Raw genomic sequence first — 20,561 nt, forward strand, 5'->3', positions numbered from 1 at the left:
ACATTCAATCATCGGGAGGATCGAATGCGTTCAACCATTCTTGCCATGGCGCTGGCCGGGACCGGCTGTCTTGCCACGTCATCCGCCCACGCCAAGGACGTCACCTTGCACGTCGCGGGCAGCACGATGCCCTGGCACCCGGGGGTCAACCGGGACATGGATTTCGGTATCCACGATGGCAAACGACCAGTCATGCTGTACGGAGCCGATCTCATGGCGGGGAGCACGATTTCGCTGCGCGCCAGCGGCGAGACGACCACGCTGCCGGGCGGCCAGCGTTTCGGCCCTGACGGACAGATCGACTACGTCACCGAAAAGCGCCCGGGGGGCTCGGGACGGCTGTTTCCAGCCTATTATCTCGACCGCAGCGACTACCCCGCGCACCTCAACGCGCTCATCGGTGCCTTCGTGAGTGCCGACGGCAAGGTTATCGGCGCGCCGTTTCTGGTCGGTTCGGCCAGCGAGCGTGAAGTGCCCGAAGGTGCACAGGCCATCGCCTTCGGTATCAACGACGACGTTTTCGCCGAGAATGAGGGGGAACTCCTCGTGGAGGTCCAACTTCCCGAGGCGAGTGTGGTCGTCGAACAGGGAGAGGCACAATGAAGATCGCCGTTGCACTGATCGCTGCCTTGGCTGCCTGCACCCCCGCCGCGCTCGCGGCGCGCGAAGTCGCCGTCAGCGTCGACGCTCGGGCCCAGCCCTGGGACGTCGACGCAAACAAGGAGATGAAGTTCGGCAAGGGCGATGGCGCCGCCCCGGTCGTCGTACCCGGTTTCGAGGACATGGCCGGCGCCAATGTCGCGATCTTTCCGCTGGCAGACGGTGTCACCACTGTCGATGGTCAGCAGGTCGGACCCGAGGGTGTCGCGGGCGATGTCGCCGATGACCTGCGCATGAAGAAGAAGCGGGTCTACCCCAGCCTCTATACGCCGAAGGTGCTCTACCCGGTCTATCGCCATGCGCTCATGGCGGTCTTCACCGATGGCGAGGGGCGCCTTGTGGGCAGGCCGTTTCCTGTCGGCAGCGGCGTGCGCGTTGGCGTCCCCGACGATGCGATCGCGTTGAATCTCGGCTTCAACGACATCACCTTCGAGGACAATTCCGGCGCGATGACGGTCGTCGTCGAGGTCCCCGACGAATGATGCGCAGGCGGGCGATGTCGGGCGGCGGGCAGGGTGCAGGTGCGCCACTGTCTTGCCGTCTGCAGATTCTTTGCCGCGCTGCAAAAAGCCCTATTGCTAGACCAAAAATAATATCGTATACGATATCTCCATCAGCTAACCCCTAGGAAGAGTTTTTCATGTCAATTGGTTGGAAGGGCGTGTTCCCGGCAGTCACCACCCAGGTGCGCGAGGACATGTCGATCGACATCGCCGATACGCAGCGTGTCGTCGATGATCTCATTCGCGATGGTGTTACCGGCGTGATCGCCCTGGGCACCGTGGGCGAGAACAACTCGCTCGAATACGACGAGAAGGTCGACGTGCTCAGCGGCATCGTGGAAGCCGTGGCAGGTCGCGTCCCGGTCGTGACCGGTGTTTCCGAATACGACACGCGCCGCGCCGTGCGCTGGGCCCAGACCGCCGAGAAGATCGGTGCCGATGGCCTCATGCTGCTGCCGCCGATGGTCTACGTGCCCCAGTCGCACGAGCTGGTCGCGCACTTCAAGGGCGTCGCCAACGCGACCGGCCTGCCGATCATGCTCTACAACAACCCGCCCGCCTACCGTACCTCGATCACCACCGAGGTTCTGGCCGAGCTGGTCGACGTCGAGAACATCGTCGCGGTCAAGGAATCGGCTCCCGACAGCCGCCGCTTCACCGACGTCAAGAACGCCTTCGGCGATCGCTTCACGCTCTTCGCGGGTCTCGATGACGTTGCGCTCGAGGGTCTCTACCTCGGCGCGCAGGGCTGGGTCTCGGGCCTGACCAACGCATTCCCGAAGGAATCGGTCGAGCTGGTCAAGGCCTTCGAGCGCGGCGACCATGCCAAGGCGCTCGAGATCTACCGCTGGTTCATGCCGCTGCTGCACCTCGATGCCGAGCACGACCTCGTCCAGTCGATCAAGCTCGCCGAGCAGGTCATGGGCCGTGGCTCGGAGCGCGTGCTGCCGCCGCGCCAGCCGCTGATCGGAGCGCGCCGCGCCGAGATCATCGCCATGGTGGAAAAGGCCGCAGAGACCCGTCCGGCGCTCGCCGAACCGGCGCTGGCCTGATAACGGAGCCGCGATGCGTCACACTTTCTTCTGCATCGATGGCCACACAGCAGGGAACCCCGTCCGCCTCGTAGCGGGCGGGGCTCCGCTGCTTAAGGGCGCGACGATGTCCGAGCGGCGGCAGGACTTCCTGCAGCGTTTCGACTGGATCCGCACCGGGCTGTGCTTCGAGCCGCGCGGTCACGACATGATGTCGGGCGGGTTCCTCTACCCGCCGTGCGATCCCGCCAACGACATCGGCATCCTGTTCATCGAGACTTCGGGCTGTCTGCCGATGTGCGGACACGGCACGATCGGCATGATCACCTTCGGGCTCGAGCACGGCCTGATCCAGCCGGCCATTCCCGGCAAGCTGCGGGTCGAAGTGCCCGCCGGACTGATCGAGATCGCCTATACGGTAAAGGGCGCTAAGGTCACTTCGGTGCGCATCACCAATGTGCCTGCCTACGTTGCCGCGAAGGGCATCGAGATCGAGATCGAGGGTCTCGGACCACTTACGGTCGATGTCTCCTACGGTGGCAACTACTATACCATCGTCGAGCCGCAGGGCCGCTATACCGGGCTCGAGGACCTGACCGCAGGCGAGATTCTCACGTACTCGCCGCTGATCCGCGAAGCGGTGCGTGCCAAGTTCGAGCCGGTCCATCCGCTCGACCCCACGATCCGCGGTATCAGCCACGTGCTGTGGACCGACGTGCCGCGCGGCGAAGGGGCAGACGGGCGCAACGCGGTCTTCTATGGCGACAAGGCCATCGACCGCAGTCCTTGCGGCACGGGCACCTCCTCGCGGCTGGCCCACCTCGCCGCGCAGGGCAAGCTCAAGGTCGGGGACAGTTTCGTCCACGAGAGCTACATCGGCAGCCAGTTCATCGGCCGCGTCGAGGAAGAGGTCATGCTGGGCGATACCCCCGCGATCATTCCCTCGATCGAAGGGTCGGCGATCACGACCGGGTTCAACACCATCTGGATCGACCGGGAAGATACCTTCTGGGAAGGCTTCCAGGTCACCTGACCGGACAGGCGGGCGCGAGGGGCAACCTTCGCGCCCGACTTCTTTCCAGATACCTCGTGACTTTATCCCGGCAGAGCGTCGCCGGGCCAATTCCAAGCAAAACAGGTTTCAGCCCATGCCCGACTGGCAATTCCGCCGCCCGTTCCTCGGACTGGCACTCGCGCTTTCGACGGCGCTCGCCCTGCCGCTTGCCGCAGCCAATGCCCACGGGCAGGCGAGTGCGGCGCAGCTAGAGCGTTCGGTGCACTTGCGCGAGAGCTGGCAATACCTGACGCGCGACGTGGCCTGGCCGGCCAACTGGACGCCGGACGGCAAGGCCTTCGCCTATCGCAGGACCGTCGAGGGCGGGTTCGCCTTCGAACTTGTCAGCCTCGATGGACTGGGCCGGTCCGCGCCCTTCGACCATGCGCGGCTCGCCGAGGCACTGGGCAAGGCGCTGGGCAAGCCCATCGAGCCACTGCGGCTTCCCTTCACCGAATTCACTTACGCCGATGCCGAGCGCAGTGCGATCCGCTTCGGGCTCGACTACGAGCCCTGGGAGTGCTCGCTGGCCGACTACACCTGCCGCAAGCTCGCGTTTCCCGGTCGCCCGCGTGGCTTCGGTGTCGTGCGCGATCTGACCGTGCCTGCCGACAATCACCCGCGCGTCTCGCCCGACGGCAAGTGGAGCGCGCAGGTCGAGGACGACAACCTCGTCGTGCGCAGCGCGGGAGGCAAGGTCGTGCAGGTGCGCAGCGTCGACGGCACGCCGGGCAACTTCTACGATCCCGAGACAATCGCCTGGTCGCCCGACAGCGGTCACCTGATGATCTACCGCGTGAACCCGGGCTATGCGCGCCACGTGCTGCGCGTCGCGGCAGCGCCCGAAGACAGCCTCCAGCCGCAGCTGCGCAGCCAGCTCTATCCCAAGCCCGGCGATGCGATCGACCAGGAACAGCCCGTCCTCTTCGACGTTGCCAGCGGCAAGCAGACGGTGATCGACAACACGCTGTTTCCCAACCCCTACGAGCTGTCGACGCCGCGCTGGCGCGCCGATGGTGCCAGCGCCGAGTTCGACTACGTGCGCCGTGGCTTCCAGCAGGCACGCGTGATCGCGGTCGATGCGCAGACCGGCGCGGCCCATGCCGCTGTGACCGAGAACGCGAAGACCTTCGTCTACGCCGACCGCCGCTTCGTCCATGACGTCGACGGGCTGGGCAAGGAGATCATCTGGGCATCGGAGCGTGACGGGTGGAACCACCTCTACCGCTTCGACGGCAGGACCGGGAAGGTCCTGAACCAGATCACGAAGGGCGACTGGGTCGTGCGCGAGGTCGTGCGTGTCGACGACGAGGCCCGTCAGATCTGGTTCGCGGCGAGCGGGATGAACCCGGGTGAGGACCCTTACTTCATTCACTATTACCGCATCGACTTCGATGGAAAGAACCTCGTTGCGCTGACGCCGGAGAAGGCCAACCACACCGCGCGCTTTTCGCCCGACATGCAGTATTTCGTGGATACCTATTCGCGCGTCGACCTGCCTACGGTGAGCGTGCTTCGCCGCGCTTCGGACGGTTCGGCCGTGGCGACGATCAGCAAGGGCGACATCACCCGCCTCGTCGCCGCCGGCTTCAAGGCGCCCGAGCCCTTCGTCGCCAAGGGGCGCGATGGCAAGACCGACATCTGGGGCCTCGTCGTTCGCCCGACGAACTACGATCCCTCCAGGACGTACCCTGTGATCGAGAACATCTACGCCGGCCCTCACGACAGCTTCGTGCCCAAGACCTTCTGGCCCTTCGGCTACCATTCGGGCGGCGACAAGGTGATGGGCATGCAGATGCTCGCAGACCTCGGCTTCATCGTCGTCCAGATCGACGGGATGGGGACCGCCAACCGCTCCAAGGCGTTCCACGACGTCGCATGGAAGGATCTTGCCGATTCCGGCTTCCCCGACCGCATCGCATGGCATCGCGCGCTGGCGGCGAAGAATCCTTCCTACGACATCTCGCGCGTCGGCATATACGGCGCCTCGGCGGGCGGGCAGAGCACGCTCAACGCGCTTCTCTTCCACGGCGACTTCTACAAGGCAGGCTTCGCCATGGCGGGCTGCTTCGACAACCGCATGGACAAGATCAGCTGGAATGAGCAGTGGCTCGGCTGGCCGGTCGATGCCTCCTACACGGCCGCCTCGGGCGTCGAACATGCCGACAAGCTCACCGGCAAGCTGTTTCTTCTGTGGGGCGAGCAGGACAGCAACGTCGATCCCGCATCCTCGATGCAGGTCGTCGATGCGCTGGTGAAGGCGGGCAAGGATTTCGACATGCTGGTCGTGCCCGGCGAGGAGCATTCCGTGGGCCGTTCGAGCGGACCGATCGACTACGTCAATCGCCGGATGTTCCGCTTCTTCACCGAGGCGCTCGAACAGGGCGAGTGATCGCTTGTCGCGGCAGGCGCGAGGTTCTCGTGCCCGCTAGCTGGCCGAGAACGTAAAAGCCCGCCGGTCACCCCAGGTGGCCGGCGGGCTTCGTTGTTCCGGGGCAGGGTGCACAGGGTGGGAGGTTTCCCACTAGCCCCGGAACAAGGGAAGCGTGCGGTGTCCGTTTCGGGCTACCGCGCGGTTCCTCCTTGCGAATTTACGATTTCTCAGCGGCTCACCCTGAAGGCGACGGTGCCGTGCGCAGGCACCTCGACCGAGGCGGGCAGGCTGGTGCTGGTCTCGCCGCTCCACAGGTTCTCGACCTTGCCGACCTTGGCGAGGCCGGTGCCCTCGAGGCTGACCGGCATCGTGACCGGCGCATCCGAGCGGTTGAACAGGGCGAGCGCAACGCCGCCGTCGGCGAGCGGCTTTGTCCAGACCTCGCTGGTACCCTGCTTGCGCACGGCCTTGCCCTGCACGCCGCGCGCATCCTGGTCGATGGCGATGACGCGCGGATTGGTGAGGATGGCGAGCATTTCGGGGCTCGTCTCGCGCAGGTCGTGGCCCATCATCAGCGGGGCCGCCGACATCGCCCACAAGGTCATGTGGGTGCGGTATTCCTCGGCGCTCATCCCGCCGTTGCCGATCTCGAGCATGTCCGGGTCGTTCCAGCCGTTGGGGCCGGCATGGGAGGGCTTGCCGTTGTGATCGAAACCGATCTTGGCCATGGTCTCGAAGTCGTCGGTGATGTCGCCGGTGGTGCGCCACAGTTCACCGCCTACGTCGCGGCCCCATTCGCCCACGTCGAAGCGGCCGTATTCGCACAGCGAGAACAGGATGTCGCGGCCCGTGTCGCGCAGCGCCTTGCCCATCTCGTAGTAGCTGCGCACCACGGTATCGCGGTCGTTGTAGAACCATTCGCCCGAGCACAGGTCGTACTTGAGGTAGTCGAAGCCCCAGTCGGCGAAGGTCTGCGCGTCCTGCTGCACGTGGCCGTAGCTGCCTTCGTAGCCGGCACAGGTGCGCGGGCCCTGCGAGGAGTAGATGCCGATCTTCAGGCCCTTCGAGTGGACGTAGTCGGTCAGCGCCTTCATGTCGGGGAACTTGGCATTGGGCTGGAGGACGCCGTTTGCATCGCGCTTGCCCTGCCAGCCATCGTCGATGTTGACGTAAGTGTAGCCTGCATCGCGCAGGCCCGTGGCGACCATCGCGTCGGCCATCGCGCGCACGGTCGCATCGTCGATGTGCTCGTCGAACTTGTTCCAGCTCGACCAGCCCATCGGCGGGGTGGGGGCGAGCTTGCCCGGGATCGGCGCACCCATCGCGGGCAGCTGCGTGAACTGGAAGGCGCGCGCCCTGGCGTCGGCCTTGGTCCCCTTGTGACCCGTCTCGTCGATGTCGCTGAACCAGATCTTGCCGGTAAGGCGCACCTTGCCGTCCTGCATCGCCACGTGCCAGGTCTGGGTGGGATTGTCCCAGTCGTTGATGTTGTTGGCCTCGAAGGTGAGCGTGCCGTTCTCGAGCCGGGCATTGCGCATCTCGACCGGGCCGTACCACAAGGTCGTGACCTCGCCCTCGATCGCTTCGCCTTGCGAGCGCACCTGCATCATCGTCACGCCCGGACGGTCCGGGGCTTCATCGAAGAGCCAGGTACCGTCGAAGGGCGTCTTCGCCAGCGACGGGGTGGCGGCAAGGGACAGGGCCGAGCCGGCAAGAGCGGCTGCGGTCACGAGGATGCGCGACAAGATATGTCTCCGGAACAAGGGTGGAAGGTGAATGGAGGAGAAGCGAGGCACGAGCGTGCACAGGGCGCTTCGGGGGCGCGCCCTGTGATCCGATCAGGCTCTCGCGATGATTGAAGGGCGGGCGACAGCGCGCGCGCCGGAGTAGCGCGGGCGTCCCGCTATGGTGCGAGGGCGCGCGCTACGCGATGCGCGCCGGCTCGCTCCGTTCGGCTCTGGCCGACGGATGGCGCTTGTTCGGTCATGCCCGGTCGCGTTGCGAGCGAGAGAGGAGAGTTCTTGTCTCGGTCCGGGCATGCATATCCTGTGCGGTTGGGGTCAGCTTGCCTGGCTGACGGCAAAATGCGCGCGAAGGTCTTCGAGCGTGTTGGCGATGTGCTGGGTGAGGTGCTTGCGCACCGCGTCCTCGTCGCGGGCGAGCCATGCGTCGAGCAGGTCCTTGTGCTCGGTATGCGCGCGGTTGCCGCGCCCCGCTGGTTCGAGATGCTTGATCACGTAACGTTCGGCGAGCACCTCGAGGCGCTCTACCAGCTGGGTGGTGAGCAGGCGGTTGGCGGGGCGGACAAGCCGGACGTGGAATTCGCGGTTGAGCACGCCGACCTGACTAAGGTCGTTCTCTGCGGCGGCATCGAGCTGCTCGAAGGCGGTGATGGCAGCCTGCTGGTCCTCTGCGCTCGCCATGCGCGCGCCCATCGCGGCGGCGGCCGGTTCGAACGAGAGGCGCAATTCGTAAATTTCCTCGGCCTGATCGGTCGTCATCGGCTGCACGAACCAGCCGCGATTGGGCTGGCTGGTGAGCAGGCCTTCATGTTCCAGCCGGGCGAGCGCCTCGCGCAGCGGGATCTTGCTCACGCCCAGTTCCTTGGCGAGGGCATCCTGGCGGACCGGCTCCATGACCGAAAGCTTGCCTTCGATGATCCGCTCGCGGATGACTTCGAAGATGCGTTCGGAAAGAGTTCTAACGACGATGGTCACGGCCTAATCTCCAGATGACGAGCGCACGCGAAGCGCTGTCTCGTTTCGACCGTATAATATAGACGCCGCTTCGCAACCGCACAATCGCAGCTCGGCGCATTTTCGTACGCTCGCCGCTGTCCGAATGCCGAAGGTGAGAACATGCCCGATTGCGCCTTGCCGCCTGATCAACTTAGATATAACGTATACGAAATACGGGAACGGTCAATGGAGTTTTTATGAGCCACGTGGGGGTGGTCGGGGCAGGTGTCGTCGGACTGTCGAGCGCGCTGGCGTTGCTCGATGCCGGACACATGGTCACGCTGTTCGACGACGACGAGGGCGCCCAGGCGCCATCATGGGGCAACGCCGGGCACATTGCGGCAGAACAGGTCGCTCCGCTGGCATCGTTCGATACCGTGCGTTCGGTGCCCTCGCGCCTGTTCTGCACCGGCGGAGCGCTGGCGCTGCCCCCGGCGCAGATTGCGCGCTGGTTGCCGTTCTCGACGCGGTTGCTGCTGGCCAGCACTCCTTCGCGTTTCGCACGCGGGCGCGATGCTATGCGCTCGCTGCTCGCCGAAGCGGTCCCCGCCTGGCGCGCGCTGGTTGACCGGATAGGTGCGCCGGCGCTGCTGCGCGACGAGGGGCATTACGTTGCCTGGTACGATGCCGTGGCTGCACGCAAGGGCACAGCGGCCTGGCAGGCGGCGGATACCGGAACGGCGAGCCCGCGCCCCGCAAGCGCAGAAGAACTCCTGCGTCTCGGCGCACTGGGCAAAAAGCCATTGGCTGGAGCCTTGCGCTTTTCGGGCACCGCGCAGGTCGCCGATCTCGACAGCCTGCGCCGCAGCCTCGTCGAGGCCTTTCTCGCCAAGGGTGGCGTCCTGCGCCGCGGAAAGGCCGCGATCGAGCGGCAGGCGGACAGGGTGCAGGTGATCGGTCACCCCACGGATCAGGTGCTCGTCTGTGCGGGCGTGCATTCGCGCGTACTGCTGGAAGGGATCGGTCACAAGCTGCCGATGATCGCCGAGCGCGGCTACCATGTGCGCGCCGACGCGGCATACTGGCCCGAGGACCTGCCGCCCATCGCTTTCGAGGAGCGTGCGATGATCGTCACGCGCTACCGCGAGTGCGTGCAGGCGGCGAGCTTCGTCGAGTTCGCCAGCCCCGATGCGCCCGCCGATCCGCGCAAGTGGGAGCGGCTGGAGCGCCATATTGCAGAGCTTGGCCTGCCGATCACCGGGCCGTTCCGGCGCTGGATGGGCGCACGCCCGACGCTGCCCGACTATCTGCCCGCAATCGGGCGTTCCTCGCGTATTGGGAACCTCTTCTACGCCTGCGGTCACCAGCATCTCGGGCTCACGCTCGCGCCGATCACGGCGCGCATCGTCACCGCGCTTGTCGACGGTGCCACGCCGCCCGTCCCGGTCGAGGCCTTCGACATCGACCGCTTCGCCTGATCCCGCTCCTCGCGCGAGACCGCTGCGCGCAAGCTCTTACGAGGTCCATGACATGACCAAGCAGTTCTCCCGGCAACTGGCCGGTGCCCTTCGCCACGTCCAGACCATCCGCCGCCTGCCGCGCCGCGCTGTCCTCAAGGCAGGAGCGGCAAGTCTGCTGCTGCCTGCGCTCGCGCGCCGAGCGCAGGCCGAGACCGTCCTGCCCGAACGCTTGGTCTCGCGCCGGATCGGCGGCGAGGGGACGCTGTTCGCCGCCGGGTTCGACAAGGGCATGGTCACCAGCCTTCATGCGAGCGGGCACGAGGCGCTGGGCGACTTCATCCTGCAGGGCGGGTATCTCGGGCAGGTACGCGGCAAGTGGCGCGCAGCCGGTGGCGATGGCAGCTGGCGCGCCTTCGATACCGCGACGATGACGCCTGCGCGCAGCGCGGCCATCCGCACCGGCAGCGAGACCCGCTACACGCTCGCGCGCGGGCTGGCGCTGATCGTGCGCTTCGTGCTTTCGGGCGAGGGGCTGCGCTTCGACGTCGACATCGAGAACGCGCGCGGTGTCGCGATCGAGTTCGGCGACCTTGCGGTGCCGCTGCCGGTCAACGAGCTGCAGGCGAGCGGGGGCAAGGACCCGGCGGGCCTGCTCAAGCACAGCTTCGTCTCGGGACATGGCTCGCACATCTTCTGGCAGCGCAAGGACGTCGCGACGCCGTGGCTGGCGATGTTCCCCCAGTCAGGCACTGCGCTCGAGTACTGGGATACGCCCAGGGGCAAGGGCACGCCCTTCTGTGTCTACTTCAACGCCGCCTGCGCGGTCGAGGAAGTACGCAAGGCAGGCTCGCGCTGGCGACTGCCCGCCTCGATCCGCAGCGTGCCTGCGGGCGAGACGCTGCGTCAGGGCGTGCACTTCGAACTGGTCGAGGGCTATGACGACATGCGCCGCGCGATCGCCGATCACGGTCTCGTCGACGTCGAGGTGATACCCGGCATGACCGTGCCGAGCGACCTCGAGGTCACGCTTTCGCTGGGCTCGCGCATCCCGGTCGCGCGGCTCGAGGCGGAACATCCCGGCGAGACCCGCATCGAGGCGGCGGGCATGCGCGCCGGACGCCAGCTCTACCGCGTCGCCTTCTCGCGCCTTGGCGAAAACCAGCTCACGCTCGTCCAGACCGACGGCAGCCGCACCACGCTCGAGTTCTTCGCGACAGAGCCGGTCGAGACGCTGATCGCCAAGCGCGGCGCCTTCATCGCGGCGCACCAGCACAATGACCCGGCCAAGTGGTATAACGGATTGCTCGGCGAATGGGCGATGGACAGCGAAGTCCTGCTCGGCCCCGACAACTACGACCGCATCGGGGGCTGGCGCATCTACGAGGTGACCTGCGACGATCCCGGCCTGTCCAAGCCCGCGTTTCTCGGCCTCAAGCTTGCCGAATATCCGGTGCAGGCCGAAGTCGATGCGCTCGATCGCTACATCGAGCATTTCGTCTGGGGCGGTCTCCAGCAGACGACCGAGGAGCCCTATCCCTACGGCATCTACGGTATCCTCGACTGGAAGCGGAACCGCGAGAGCGACGATCCCGGCGACAAGGGGCGCAAGCACCTGTGGCGCCCTTATGACTACCCGCACATTGTCGCGATGTACTTTGGTATGTACCGCGCCGCGCGTCATCACCCCGGCATCGCGACGCACATGGCCCCGCTCGACTATCTCCAGCGCGCTTTCGGCACGGCGCGCGCGATGTTCACCGTGCCCGACGAACTCGTCGGCTGGGATGCCTGGAACATCGGCTATTACAACGAGATCGTCCTCACCGACCTGATCGAGGCGCTGGACGCGGAGGGGCTGGCCGACGAGGCGCGAGAGATCCGCAGCTTCTGGGAAAAGAAGGTCCATCATTTCGTCGAGGAGGTCGAGGACCTGTTCGTCTCGGAATATGCTTTCGATTCCACCGGCTTCGAATCGACGCAGGCCATGGCGCGCTACGCCATCGACCGGCCGGGCCAGTTCCCCGGCCCGCGTGCGCGGGCCTTCCGCGAGCGGCAGATGCAGGCGAACCTGTTCTGCCGGGGCTGGCTCGAGCCGAGCTACTATTACCTCGGCAGCGACTATCGCGGACAGGGCGGCGATGCCTACGTGCTCACATATATGTCGCAGATGGGCGGCTGGGGTGTGCTCGACTACGCGCTCAACGATGCCGAAGAGGCACATGGCCTTCTGCGTCTGGGCCATGCATCGGCGCTGAGCAGCTGGGCGCTGATGAATACCGGCACGCCCGAGAGCGACTATGGCTACTGGTTCGGCGGCAAGGCCAACGATGGTGGCGCAGGCGGCGGTTTCGAGCCTGCAGCGCTGGGTATGACCTGGCTCGACCAGCCGCACCGTCACGGCTCGTGGTACTACTCGTGCGAGATCGACCTTGGCTTTTGCGGCGGCCTTCGCGCCGCCGCGACGACGCTGGTCGACGATCCGCTGTTCGGCCGGGTGGCGCTCGGGGGAACGCTGGAGACGCGTGCGCCCGCAACACTGGCAATCGTGCCGCGCGATGGCGTGCGGCGCCGCTTCCACGTCCGCCTCGATGCGCTCGGCTTCGACGTCCAGGTGGGAAGCGGGGCACGGCTGTCGGGCCGCGAGCCGATCATGGTCGATGTCGAGGCCGCGACCTGCAGCCTCACGCTCGAACATGGCGCAGGACCGGCGCGCGAGATCGTGCTGCAGGCGAGGCCACGCGGCAAGGGCAGGGCCTCTGTCTCGCTCGCTGCTGGCGCACCGCTGGTGGAGAACGCGCGCGGCTGGATCGTCCCGCTCGCCGGCGACACGACGCAAACCCGGCTCACGCTGAGCTTTGCGTGACATCCTCGCGCCGAGGCAGGTGGAGACTTCCGGCACTGACTGGGCAGGCTGACATGGGGGGGAAGCGCATATCGTCCCCACTCCGCTCATGCTGAGCAGGGTGGAGAGGGCTGATTTTTTTGGGGGGGGAGAGGAAGTTGCATCATGTCGTCACCCCAGCGAAAGCTGGGGTCGTTGGCAGGTTAGTGTCGCCCTTAAGGACAGCCGCAGCCTCGAAATGGCCCGAAGCCAGCTTTCTCCTCAAGAGTACCTAGCGATCCCAGCTTTCGCTGGAATGACGACAGAATTTTAACGACCGCAAACGTTCGAAACCGGACGTTCGATCTTGTCCACGCAGACAGCCTAGTCGCTCCAGCCGCGCGCTTTGGCGCGCGCTTCGCCTTCGGCGTCGAGCGGTGCGCCTTGGGCCATGTCCTGTGCGGCTGCCATGAGTTCGGCATCGGCGGAACCCGCTTGCCGGTAGGCACCGCTGGTGCCTGCGCCGCTCGCCATGGTGCGCTCGAGGATCCAGCGATCATCGTCCTTGCAGGCGATGCCGGCGGTCGCGGAATTGTCGAAGACCCGGCAGTAATCGCCGTCGCCGCGCCGGAAGCTGGTGAGGATGCGCAAGGGCGCGTCGCCGCTCGCCTGATTGGCCGCGAGCCTGCTTTCGAGGCCCAGCGCCAATGCGCCCGAGGCGACCAGCGCACCGTCGCTCTCGCGCACAGCGCCCTTGCCGATGGGAACCTGCGTGCCGAGGAACAGGCCCAGCACCAGCGAAGCGGCGATGGCGAGACCGTTGCCCCAGCGCAGTCCTGTGGGAGGTGGCGTGATGGCTTCCTGCGTGCGCTCGGCCCGCTTGCGGGCCCGTTCCTCGCGGACATAGGCGAGGCTGATGACCTTGGGGCGTTCGGCCTGCGCGAGCCGCGCTGCGCCATGCTCGTCTTCGCGCGCGGCAGCCGCGATCATTGCGCTGAGCGCGTCGGGCACGGGTTCGTCGCGGACGGGATCGAGCCGGTCCTTGAGCCGTGCGCGCAAGGCGCGGTGCGCGGCAACCTCCCGGGCGAGCGCCGGGTCCGCCGACAGCGCAGCCTCGATGCGCGCAGCGTCCGCGCCCGCAAGCTCGCCGTCGGCATAGGCCATCAGTTCCTCGCGCGTCACGCTCATGCGGCTTCTCCCAGTTGCTTCATCAGCGCCTCGCGCCCGCGTCCCAGTCGCGAGGTCAGCGTGCCTTGCGGGACGCCGAGGATCTCGGCGGCTTCCTTGTAGGCGAAACCCTCGACGAGCACGAGCACCACCGCCTCGCGCTGTTCTGCGGGAAGGAGCGCGAGAGCGCGCTCGACATTGCCCAGCTCGACCAGGTTTTCCGCGTCCTCGTGTCCGGTATTCCCCACGTTCAGTCCTTCGTCCTCGTGCGTGAATGTCTGCGAACGGCGTGAACGCGCGCGCACCTCGTCGATCCACTGATTGCGCATGATCCGGTAGACCCAGGCATCGAGGCGCGTGCCCTCCTGCCACTGGTGGCGGGCCTTGAGCGCGCGCTCGACGGTCTGCTGGCACAGGTCGTCGGCATCCGCCGCATCCTGCGTGAGGCCACGTGCGAAGCGCCTGAGGCGCGGCAGCAGGTCGGTCAGGTCCTCGCAGAAGCGGTTCATGCGTTTCGTCTTGTTCCCGTGCGATTGCGCATTGTTCGTGGATGAAACGCATGGGCTGCCGCGTTTCATCCACGAGTGCTACGAAATTTTTTGAAACGAGCCTTGCTTCGCACCGGTTAACGCGCGGCAGGCATCGCTGCTAAGGATCGCAAGATGGCTGGATCGAAATGGACACGCAGGGCGCTGGGGGCCGCCGTGCTGCTGCTGGCAGCGGCGCCGCTCCATGCGCAGCTGGGCGCGGGGCTGCCCGTCGATCCGGCAGGTACGCTCGGTTCGATCGGCGAGCGTGTCGGGGAAGCGCTCGATGACGCCAGGCGCTCTGCCCTCGATCCGTTCGAAGGAAACGTGCGCCAGTTGCGCGATCTCGCGCGCGAGCGGGTGCGGCGCCTCGCTTCGTTCGTCTCGGACAACCAGGGCGCTGTCGAATGGGACGACGAGCGCCAGCCCGCGGTGCGCGGCGAAGTCCTGCTGCTCGACCCTGACGCACAGGCGCTCGCGCTTGCCGGGGCTCGCGGATATCGCGTGATCGAACAGGGCAGCATCGCCGGTCTCGACATCCCCTTCGCCCGGCTTGCGGTTCCCGAGGGGACCGACCTCGATGATGCCCTCAAGCGCCTGCGCAAGGCGCTGCCCGGCCGCGAGATCAGCGCCGACCAGCTGCATTTCCCCGCCGGGACGACGGCGCCGTCCGGCCAAGCGGGTGCGAGCAGTGCGGCCTTGCCGCGTGGCGGCACCGTCGGCGTCATCGACGGAGGCCTCGCTGCGGGCAGTGCGGCGCGGCTCGTCGCGCAGAAGGGCTTTGCCAGGGGCGCGCCGAGGCAGGACGAACATGCCGCCGCCATCGCCTCGCTGCTCACCGGAGCCGGCACCGCGAGGCTCTATGCGGCCGACGTCTACGGATCGGACCCGGCAGGCGGCAATGCCCTCGCCATCGCGCGCGCGCTCGGCTGGATGCACGAGGGCGGGGTGCCGGTGGTCTCGATCAGCCTCGTGGGGCCGCCCAATCCGCTGCTCGCGCGTGCGGTCGCGAAAGTGCAGCAAGACGGCATGGTGGTCGTCGCGGCGGTCGGCAACGATGGTGCCGCTGCGCCGCCTGCCTATCCCGCGAGCTATCCCGGCGTCGTCGCGGTGACCGGGGTGGATGGCGCGGGGCGCGTGCTGATCGAGGCCGGGCGTGCTGGCCATCTCGACTATGCAGCGCCCGGTGCGGACATGTCGGCGCTGGTCCCGGGCAAGGGGCGCATCGACCTGCGCGGAACGTCCTTCGCCGCCCCGCTCGCCGCTGCGCGCATCGCCGCGCGCCTGAAGGAGGCAGGAGCCGCGCGCGCGGCACTCGGGCTGGTCGACGGCGAGGCGCTGCATCCCTCGCGCAGCACCGGGCGCGGCGTCGTCTGCAACATCTGCCGCTCGGGGCTCTAGGGCGCGTTGAACGACTTGGCGATGATTGGACAGTCTGAGTTGGGTGGGCTTCTGACGGTCAAGTATTGGATAAATCAACGCAAGAGCTGACTTTTAGCTAGAGAGTGATCTACACTCCCTTGATGGCGAAATCCTTCACTTGGGAACGAGGACCATTCGAGCAGTGCCCGCGCTGCGGCGAGCAAACGTTCGGCTTTCTTTCTGCGGGGTGCGACGTGATGATGTTGCGCTGCACGAAATGCCGCTACAGCCATGGTGAAGTGCTGCCTAAGGTCGACAAGGCGACCATTTATCTCGACCAATTTATGTTCAGCTCGATCTTCAAGATCAAAGCTGGCGGCCGGGCACCGCTCGGGCAACAGGATTTCTACGACGAGTTAATCCCGCTTCTTCGCCGTGTTGTCCTGCTGCAACAGGCGATTTTGCCACACTCAGACCTTCACTCCAACGAGACTATTGTCTTTCACGATCCCCGGGGCCTGCGCGATGCCTATGAGGATATTGGGGGTGACGCCTCGCTGCGCGACAGCCGTGAAATCGAGTTGAATCAAGTGTTCGCATTTGCCCGAGCGTTCCGCGACGGCGGCGAGCCCCAACTGACGTTTATCCCCGACGAGATACTACAAGGGGCGCGCAATGACTGGTTGCCTGACATGCGGATCAGCGTGAACGCTGACTATTCGCAGTTTGCTGATGGTATTCGTCGGGAGCGCGACAGAGGATTTGCTGCGCTGAGCGACGTGGTCGCAGCTTGGGCCGAAGAGAAACCATCGTTTCATGAACTGCTCCGCCGGGAGTCGCAGTTTGGTCAGCACAGGCGCGCCGCGCTCGTGGGCATCATGCAGCGCATGGCAAACGCGGGCGCGGGAGGCGATGGCATGGACCTGATCTATGCCGTGCTCGAACCGGTCTGGCGAGAATTCCTCATGTTGCGCGACTTTTTGCGCGAGGGAGCATCCGACGAGGAGGCGATGAGGCGCGTTGGCACGTTCTGGGATTGGGAGCGCGTGCGTGAGATGCCGTTCAACCGCATCTTCGCCCATCTGTTCGCGGCATTCGGTCGGCGAGTGACGATGGGGCAGCGCAAATTTACTCGCGGCTTAATGACCGACTTCCGGGCCATCGCCGCCTATGCGCCTTACGTCGATGCCATGTTCGTCGATCGCGAGTGCGCTCTATTACTTAAGGAAGGTGAGCTGCGCCGAGAACTGCACTATCGGGCTCACATCTACAGCTACGCAAATAAGGACGAGTTCCTCGTCTACCTCAGAAAGCTTGAAGCCCAAGCGACAAAAGAGGTTCGCGGCTATGCCGAACGGATTTACGGCGTAGTTTAAGCTCGACCTCCAATATAAGACTTCCCGCTAAGGGCGGTCCCGCTCGCCTCATCACAGCAGACGAATGGAAACGTCCGCTTTGGAGCGAAACCGGACGACCGTTTTTTCCTCGCAAGCCCGCGATTTTCCGGGGCCCGAAAACTTTTTCGAATTTCTGCGGATGAAAGCCAAGGGGCCACCCGTTCCTCTCATCAAGCCCCCCGGACAAGGGGTCCGACAGCCGCAAGGCCGGACCGCCGGGACGGATTTTGAGAATTGGAAAGGAGCAAGACCCATGAAGAACTCTGCTTTCATCCGCAGCGCCGCCGCAGCCCTTGCCGGTGCCGCACTCGTCGCGATGCCCGGCGTCGCACAGGCCCAGCTGCTTGGCGGGGGCGGTGGCCTCGGCGGGATGGTCGGCGGCTCGCTCGGCGGGTCGCTGGGTGGCTCGATGGGCTCGATCGGCAGCACCATGAACGGCGCGGGCGACATCGGCGTTTCGCGCAGCGCCCGCTCGATCACCTCGCGTGCCACCGGCAATGGCGATGCCAGCGGCGATGCCAGTGCCAGCCGCACGGTCGGCGTTCCCGACACTTCTGCGGTGACCGGCAAGGTCGCGGACACCGCCTCGGCGGCCCGCAGCAAGACTTCGGGGCTCGTCGATGGTGCCCGCAGCAAGGCGCAGGGCGTCCCGGGCGCGGCTGAAGGGCTGACCGGCAAGGCACGCGGTCTCGCCGGTAATGCCGGAGCGCTGGGTGGCAACGCCATGGCGAGCGGCACGGGCATGGCCGCCGGAAACGCCGCTGCCGGCAGCGACGGTGCGACGAGCGCATCGGGCGATGCGAGCGGCTCGGGCGCAGCCGATGGCGGCCTCGTCGCCAGTCCTTCGCTCGGCACGCTGCCGACGAGCGGCGGTGCTTCGCAGCTGACCGGTCTTGCGAGCGGCGCTGCACAGCGTGTCGGCCAGAGCGCGGGTAGCGCGAAGCAGGCGGTCGGCAGCGCCAGGCAGGCCGCGAGCGACAAGGCCGGCGCGGCAGCCGACGAGGCCGCAAGCACCGAGGCGCAGGGTTCGGGCAGCGGGACTGCCGGTGCCGAAGCGGGTGACCGCTCGCTCTCGCTCGAAGGCTCGGCGCAGGGCTCGGCCAGCCGCGACGGTGCGGATGGTTCGCTTAGCCTCGGCGCCGGTAACTGAGCGCTCGCACACTGAACATGCCGCCTGACTGATCGCCACCGGGATGGCGGCCTCGCGCGCCTCGAAGGGATATCCCTTCGGGGCGCGATCGGTGTCGGGGCCCGCTTGCCTCTCGCCAAACTGCGCGCGGCCTGCCATGGGCAGCGGCGAAAGGGGACATGTGATGAGCGGCGAGGACGAGGACTACGTTTACGACGAGGAAAGCGGCGAGTGGATGCCGGCCAGCGAGCTGGAGGCAAAGCGTGCGGCGGCGGATGCCGTCGAGGTGCGCGACGCGGTAGGCAACCTGCTGGCCGATGGCGATGCGGTGACGCTGATCAAGGATCTCGACGTGAAGGGTGCGGGCCAGACGCTCAAGCGCGGCACGCTGATTCCCTCGATCCGTCTCACCGGCGATGCCCAGGAGATCGACTGCAAGTATCCGGGCATCAAGGGGCTCGTCCTGCGCGCTGAGTTCGTGCGCAAACGCTGAGCTTCGGGTTCCGGGCGCTCAGGCCTCGGGCACGGTGATCGAGACGATCTCCAGCGCCTCGCTCTTGCCGCCGAAGTCGACCAGTTCACCGGCTTCGGCATCCATCATCGCACGGGCGAGCGGTGCCGAGAACGAGATCAGTCCACGGGCCGGATCGGCCTCGTCGTCGCCGACCAGCGTGACGCTGCGTTCCTTGCCCGCGAGACGGAAGGAGACCGTGCAGCCGAAGGCGACCGTCTCGCCGCTGGGCCGTTCGACGAGCTGCGCGGTCGATTGGCGCGTGCCCCAGTAGCGCAGCTCGCGCCGAGTGGTCTTGATCGCGTCCTCGTCCTCGAGCGTGCGCAAGTGCGCCTCGATTTCCTCGACTTTCGCGCTGATCAGGGCGAGGCCGCGCGCGGTGACGAGATTGGGGCCGGGCGGTATCGGCAGCTCGAACTTGGGTTCGAGCGCTTCCTCGTCGCTTTCCCGTCGAAATGCCACGCTCATGCATCGGTCTCCTCTGGTGCGATCCAGTCCGCGATGTCGGGAGCCTGGCCGATGAGTGCAAGGCCGTGCGCGATAGAGGTCAGCTCGTCGCCGCTCGCCAGCCGCTCCTCGCCGAAGCGCTGCTCGAACAAGGCGCGCACCGCCGGAATCAGCGAGGAGCCGCCGGTGAGGAAGACGTGGTCGATGGCTCCGGCCTCGATCCCGGCACCGGCCAGCGCCTCGTCGACGGTCGCGGCGATCTTGGCGAGGTCGGGGGCGATCCATTCCTCGAACTCGGCCCGGGTGACATCGGCGGTGATGTCGAGCCCGCCGCCGTCGAAGTGGAAGTGCCCATGCGCCTCGCCCGACAGCGCGCGCTTGAGCTTGCCGACGGCATCGTAGAGCTGGAAGCCCAGCTCGTTCTCGACGATGGCGATCATGCGCGCGATCGCCGCCGGGTCGCTCGCCGCGCGTTCGAGCCGGGCGAGCTCGTCGAGCGTCTTGCGGTTGCGCATCAGCGCGAGGCGCGACCAGTCGCCGAAGTCGGTGAAGTGGCCGGGCGGGATCTCCAGTTCCTTGTCGAACGAGCGATAGGTGCCGCCCTTGCCGAGCAGCGGCAGCACGAGGTGATCCATGATGCGATAGTCGAACCGGTCGCCCGCGATGCCGATGCCCGCCGAGCCAAGCGGCACACAGCGCCGCGCTGCGCCCGGCGCCTCGATGCGCACGACCGAGAAGTCGCTGGTGCCGCCGCCGAAGTCGGCGACCAGCAGCGTCGCGGGTTCGGTGAGGCGCTGCGCGAAGCTGTAGGCCGCGCCGAGCGGCTCGTAGACGTAGTGCACCTCGCGCCCGAGCATGGCGAACATCGCGTCGTAGCGGCGGCGCGCCAGCGCTGTGTCGACGCGCGCGCCGACGTAGCGCACCGGGCGGCCGACGATCACCCGCTCGGGCAGCGTCGCCAGCGCCTCGCCCGCGTGCTCGACGAGGTGGCGCAGGAATACCTGCCCCAGTTCCTCAAAGCGCATGCGCTTCTCGAACAGGTTGGCGCTGTCGAACAGGGCGTTGGCGGCAACCGACTTGAACGATTGCAGAAAGCGCGAGCCTTGCGGGAACTCAAGGAATTCCTCGAGCGCCCATGGGCCGGCCTCGTGGGCGAGCTTGCCGCGCACGGTCTCGTCCTGCCAGAAGCACAGCGCCGAGCGGAATACCTGCGTCACCCCGCCGGGCGCGGCGAAGGGTACGAGCTCGGCTGCATCCGCGCCCTCGGAAAGCGCGAGGACCGAGTTCGTCGTGCCGAAGTCGATGCCGAGTGTCTGCGCGGCAGGGGCTGTGGGGGCGGCAGGGGTGGGCAATGGGGCTGTCATGGCGCTCTACTCTCGCTGGCCGCTTGCGGGCGCGGCCTATGGCAGCGCGGCACCAATCGTGCAAGCATGCGTTCCA

Annotated in this window: 17 protein-coding genes; 11 read left to right on the forward strand and 6 right to left on the reverse strand. The window is 66.6% G+C overall.

The features are described 5' to 3' along the window. The first annotated feature begins 24 nt into the window (after positions 1 to 24). The 5 genes from I5E68_RS03695 (at position 25) to I5E68_RS03715 (ending at position 5,640) form a co-directional block, all read left to right on the forward strand. Entirely contained in the window at positions 25 to 603 is a 579-nt protein-coding gene (locus tag I5E68_RS03695; RefSeq protein WP_197160882.1) for a hypothetical protein, read from the forward strand. Then, on the forward strand, positions 600 to 1,142 hold the full coding sequence (locus tag I5E68_RS03700) for a hypothetical protein (RefSeq protein ID WP_197160883.1): 543 nt from the start codon (positions 600 to 602) through the stop codon (positions 1,140 to 1,142). Before I5E68_RS03695 ends, I5E68_RS03700 begins: the two co-directional genes overlap by 4 nt. A 158-nt stretch (positions 1,143 to 1,300) precedes the next feature. Further along, positions 1,301 to 2,215 (forward strand): dihydrodipicolinate synthase family protein, encoded by a 915-nt coding sequence (locus I5E68_RS03705; RefSeq protein WP_197160884.1) that lies wholly within the window; start codon positions 1,301 to 1,303, stop codon positions 2,213 to 2,215. 13 nt (positions 2,216 to 2,228) lie between these two features. Further along, complete coding sequence (locus I5E68_RS03710) at positions 2,229 to 3,227, forward strand: 4-hydroxyproline epimerase (RefSeq protein WP_197160885.1); 999 nt, start codon at positions 2,229 to 2,231, stop codon at positions 3,225 to 3,227. Positions 3,228 to 3,342: 115 nt separating this feature from the next. Continuing rightward, entirely contained in the window at positions 3,343 to 5,640 is a 2,298-nt protein-coding gene (locus I5E68_RS03715; protein ID WP_197160887.1) for a DPP IV N-terminal domain-containing protein, read from the forward strand. A gap of 209 nt (positions 5,641 to 5,849) precedes the next feature. Here the strand turns inward: I5E68_RS03715 and I5E68_RS03720 are convergent, their stop codons facing one another. Together I5E68_RS03720 and I5E68_RS03725 are read right to left on the reverse strand one after the other, a co-directional pair. Next, positions 5,850 to 7,367: a glycoside hydrolase family 27 protein gene (locus I5E68_RS03720; protein WP_228726807.1), complete on the reverse strand. Its 1,518-nt coding sequence runs from the start codon at positions 7,365 to 7,367 to the stop codon at positions 5,850 to 5,852. A gap of 315 nt (positions 7,368 to 7,682) precedes the next feature. Further along, positions 7,683 to 8,339, reverse strand: a complete 657-nt coding sequence (locus I5E68_RS03725; RefSeq protein WP_197160888.1) for a GntR family transcriptional regulator — start codon at positions 8,337 to 8,339, stop codon at positions 7,683 to 7,685. Between the two features lie 218 nt (positions 8,340 to 8,557). Between I5E68_RS03725 and I5E68_RS03730 the strand changes: the two genes are divergently transcribed. Beyond that, a complete protein-coding gene (locus tag I5E68_RS03730) occupies positions 8,558 to 9,778 on the forward strand; it encodes an NAD(P)/FAD-dependent oxidoreductase (protein ID WP_197160890.1) in 1,221 nt (406 codons plus the stop codon). Positions 9,779 to 9,830: 52 nt separating this feature from the next. Beyond that, the gene (locus I5E68_RS03735) at positions 9,831 to 12,623 is read left to right on the forward strand and encodes a DUF5695 domain-containing protein (protein WP_197160892.1); all 2,793 of its coding nucleotides are present in this window, start codon (positions 9,831 to 9,833) and stop codon (positions 12,621 to 12,623) included. Between the two features lie 342 nt (positions 12,624 to 12,965). On the opposite strand, the gene I5E68_RS03740 is transcribed toward I5E68_RS03735, so the two are convergent. Continuing rightward, entirely contained in the window at positions 12,966 to 13,769 is an 804-nt protein-coding gene (locus I5E68_RS03740; protein ID WP_197160894.1) for an anti-sigma factor family protein, read from the reverse strand. Further along, positions 13,766 to 14,257, reverse strand: coding sequence for an RNA polymerase sigma factor (locus tag I5E68_RS03745; RefSeq protein WP_197160896.1), 492 nt, complete (start codon positions 14,255 to 14,257; stop codon positions 13,766 to 13,768). The genes I5E68_RS03740 and I5E68_RS03745 overlap by 4 nt, the downstream gene beginning before the upstream one ends. A 153-nt stretch (positions 14,258 to 14,410) precedes the next feature. Between I5E68_RS03745 and I5E68_RS03750 the strand changes: the two genes are divergently transcribed. From I5E68_RS03750 to I5E68_RS03765, 4 genes are all read left to right on the forward strand, one after another. After that, a complete protein-coding gene (locus tag I5E68_RS03750) occupies positions 14,411 to 15,676 on the forward strand; it encodes a S8 family serine peptidase (protein ID WP_197160898.1) in 1,266 nt (421 codons plus the stop codon). Positions 15,677 to 15,798: 122 nt separating this feature from the next. After that, positions 15,799 to 17,013, forward strand: coding sequence for a hypothetical protein (locus I5E68_RS03755; RefSeq protein WP_228726808.1), 1,215 nt, complete (start codon positions 15,799 to 15,801; stop codon positions 17,011 to 17,013). Between the two features lie 274 nt (positions 17,014 to 17,287). Continuing rightward, the gene (locus tag I5E68_RS03760) at positions 17,288 to 18,184 is read left to right on the forward strand and encodes a hypothetical protein (RefSeq protein WP_197160901.1); all 897 of its coding nucleotides are present in this window, start codon (positions 17,288 to 17,290) and stop codon (positions 18,182 to 18,184) included. 163 nt (positions 18,185 to 18,347) lie between these two features. Continuing rightward, positions 18,348 to 18,656 carry an alkylphosphonate utilization protein gene (locus tag I5E68_RS03765; RefSeq protein ID WP_197160902.1) on the forward strand — a complete coding sequence of 103 codons (309 nt, stop codon included), beginning with the start codon at positions 18,348 to 18,350 and terminating at the stop codon, positions 18,654 to 18,656. Between the two features lie 18 nt (positions 18,657 to 18,674). Here the strand turns inward: I5E68_RS03765 and I5E68_RS03770 are convergent, their stop codons facing one another. Together I5E68_RS03770 and I5E68_RS03775 are read right to left on the reverse strand one after the other, a co-directional pair. After that, entirely contained in the window at positions 18,675 to 19,142 is a 468-nt protein-coding gene (locus I5E68_RS03770; RefSeq protein WP_197160904.1) for a GreA/GreB family elongation factor, read from the reverse strand. Next, positions 19,139 to 20,485, reverse strand: coding sequence for an Hsp70 family protein (locus tag I5E68_RS03775; RefSeq protein WP_197160906.1), 1,347 nt, complete (start codon positions 20,483 to 20,485; stop codon positions 19,139 to 19,141). Before I5E68_RS03775 ends, I5E68_RS03770 begins: the two co-directional genes overlap by 4 nt. Between the last annotated feature and the right edge of the window lie 76 nt (positions 20,486 to 20,561).

The sequence above is a fragment of the Novosphingobium aureum genome, assembly GCF_015865035.1.
GTDB classification, from domain to species: domain Bacteria; phylum Pseudomonadota; class Alphaproteobacteria; order Sphingomonadales; family Sphingomonadaceae; genus Novosphingobium; species Novosphingobium aureum.

Excerpts from the sequence above, each read along its gene's own strand:
- I5E68_RS03695 (WP_197160882.1), top strand. The coding sequence starts at position 25 with ATGCGTTCAACCATTCTTGCCATGGCGCTGGCCGGGACCGGCTGTCTT.
- I5E68_RS03700 (WP_197160883.1), top strand. The coding sequence starts at position 600 with ATGAAGATCGCCGTTGCACTGATCGCTGCCTTGGCTGCCTGCACCCCC.
- I5E68_RS03705 (WP_197160884.1), top strand. The coding sequence starts at position 1,301 with ATGTCAATTGGTTGGAAGGGCGTGTTCCCGGCAGTCACCACCCAGGTG.
- I5E68_RS03710 (WP_197160885.1), top strand. The coding sequence starts at position 2,229 with ATGCGTCACACTTTCTTCTGCATCGATGGCCACACAGCAGGGAACCCC.
- I5E68_RS03715 (WP_197160887.1), top strand. The coding sequence starts at position 3,343 with ATGCCCGACTGGCAATTCCGCCGCCCGTTCCTCGGACTGGCACTCGCG.
- I5E68_RS03730 (WP_197160890.1), top strand. The coding sequence starts at position 8,558 with ATGAGCCACGTGGGGGTGGTCGGGGCAGGTGTCGTCGGACTGTCGAGC.
- I5E68_RS03735 (WP_197160892.1), top strand. The coding sequence starts at position 9,831 with ATGACCAAGCAGTTCTCCCGGCAACTGGCCGGTGCCCTTCGCCACGTC.
- I5E68_RS03740 (WP_197160894.1), bottom strand. The coding sequence starts at position 13,769 with ATGAGCGTGACGCGCGAGGAACTGATGGCCTATGCCGACGGCGAGCTT.
- I5E68_RS03745 (WP_197160896.1), bottom strand. The coding sequence starts at position 14,257 with ATGAACCGCTTCTGCGAGGACCTGACCGACCTGCTGCCGCGCCTCAGG.
- I5E68_RS03750 (WP_197160898.1), top strand. The coding sequence starts at position 14,411 with ATGGCTGGATCGAAATGGACACGCAGGGCGCTGGGGGCCGCCGTGCTG.
- I5E68_RS03755 (WP_228726808.1), top strand. The coding sequence starts at position 15,799 with ATGGCGAAATCCTTCACTTGGGAACGAGGACCATTCGAGCAGTGCCCG.
- I5E68_RS03760 (WP_197160901.1), top strand. The coding sequence starts at position 17,288 with ATGAAGAACTCTGCTTTCATCCGCAGCGCCGCCGCAGCCCTTGCCGGT.
- I5E68_RS03765 (WP_197160902.1), top strand. The coding sequence starts at position 18,348 with ATGAGCGGCGAGGACGAGGACTACGTTTACGACGAGGAAAGCGGCGAG.
- I5E68_RS03770 (WP_197160904.1), bottom strand. The coding sequence starts at position 19,142 with ATGAGCGTGGCATTTCGACGGGAAAGCGACGAGGAAGCGCTCGAACCC.
- I5E68_RS03775 (WP_197160906.1), bottom strand. The coding sequence starts at position 20,485 with ATGACAGCCCCATTGCCCACCCCTGCCGCCCCCACAGCCCCTGCCGCG.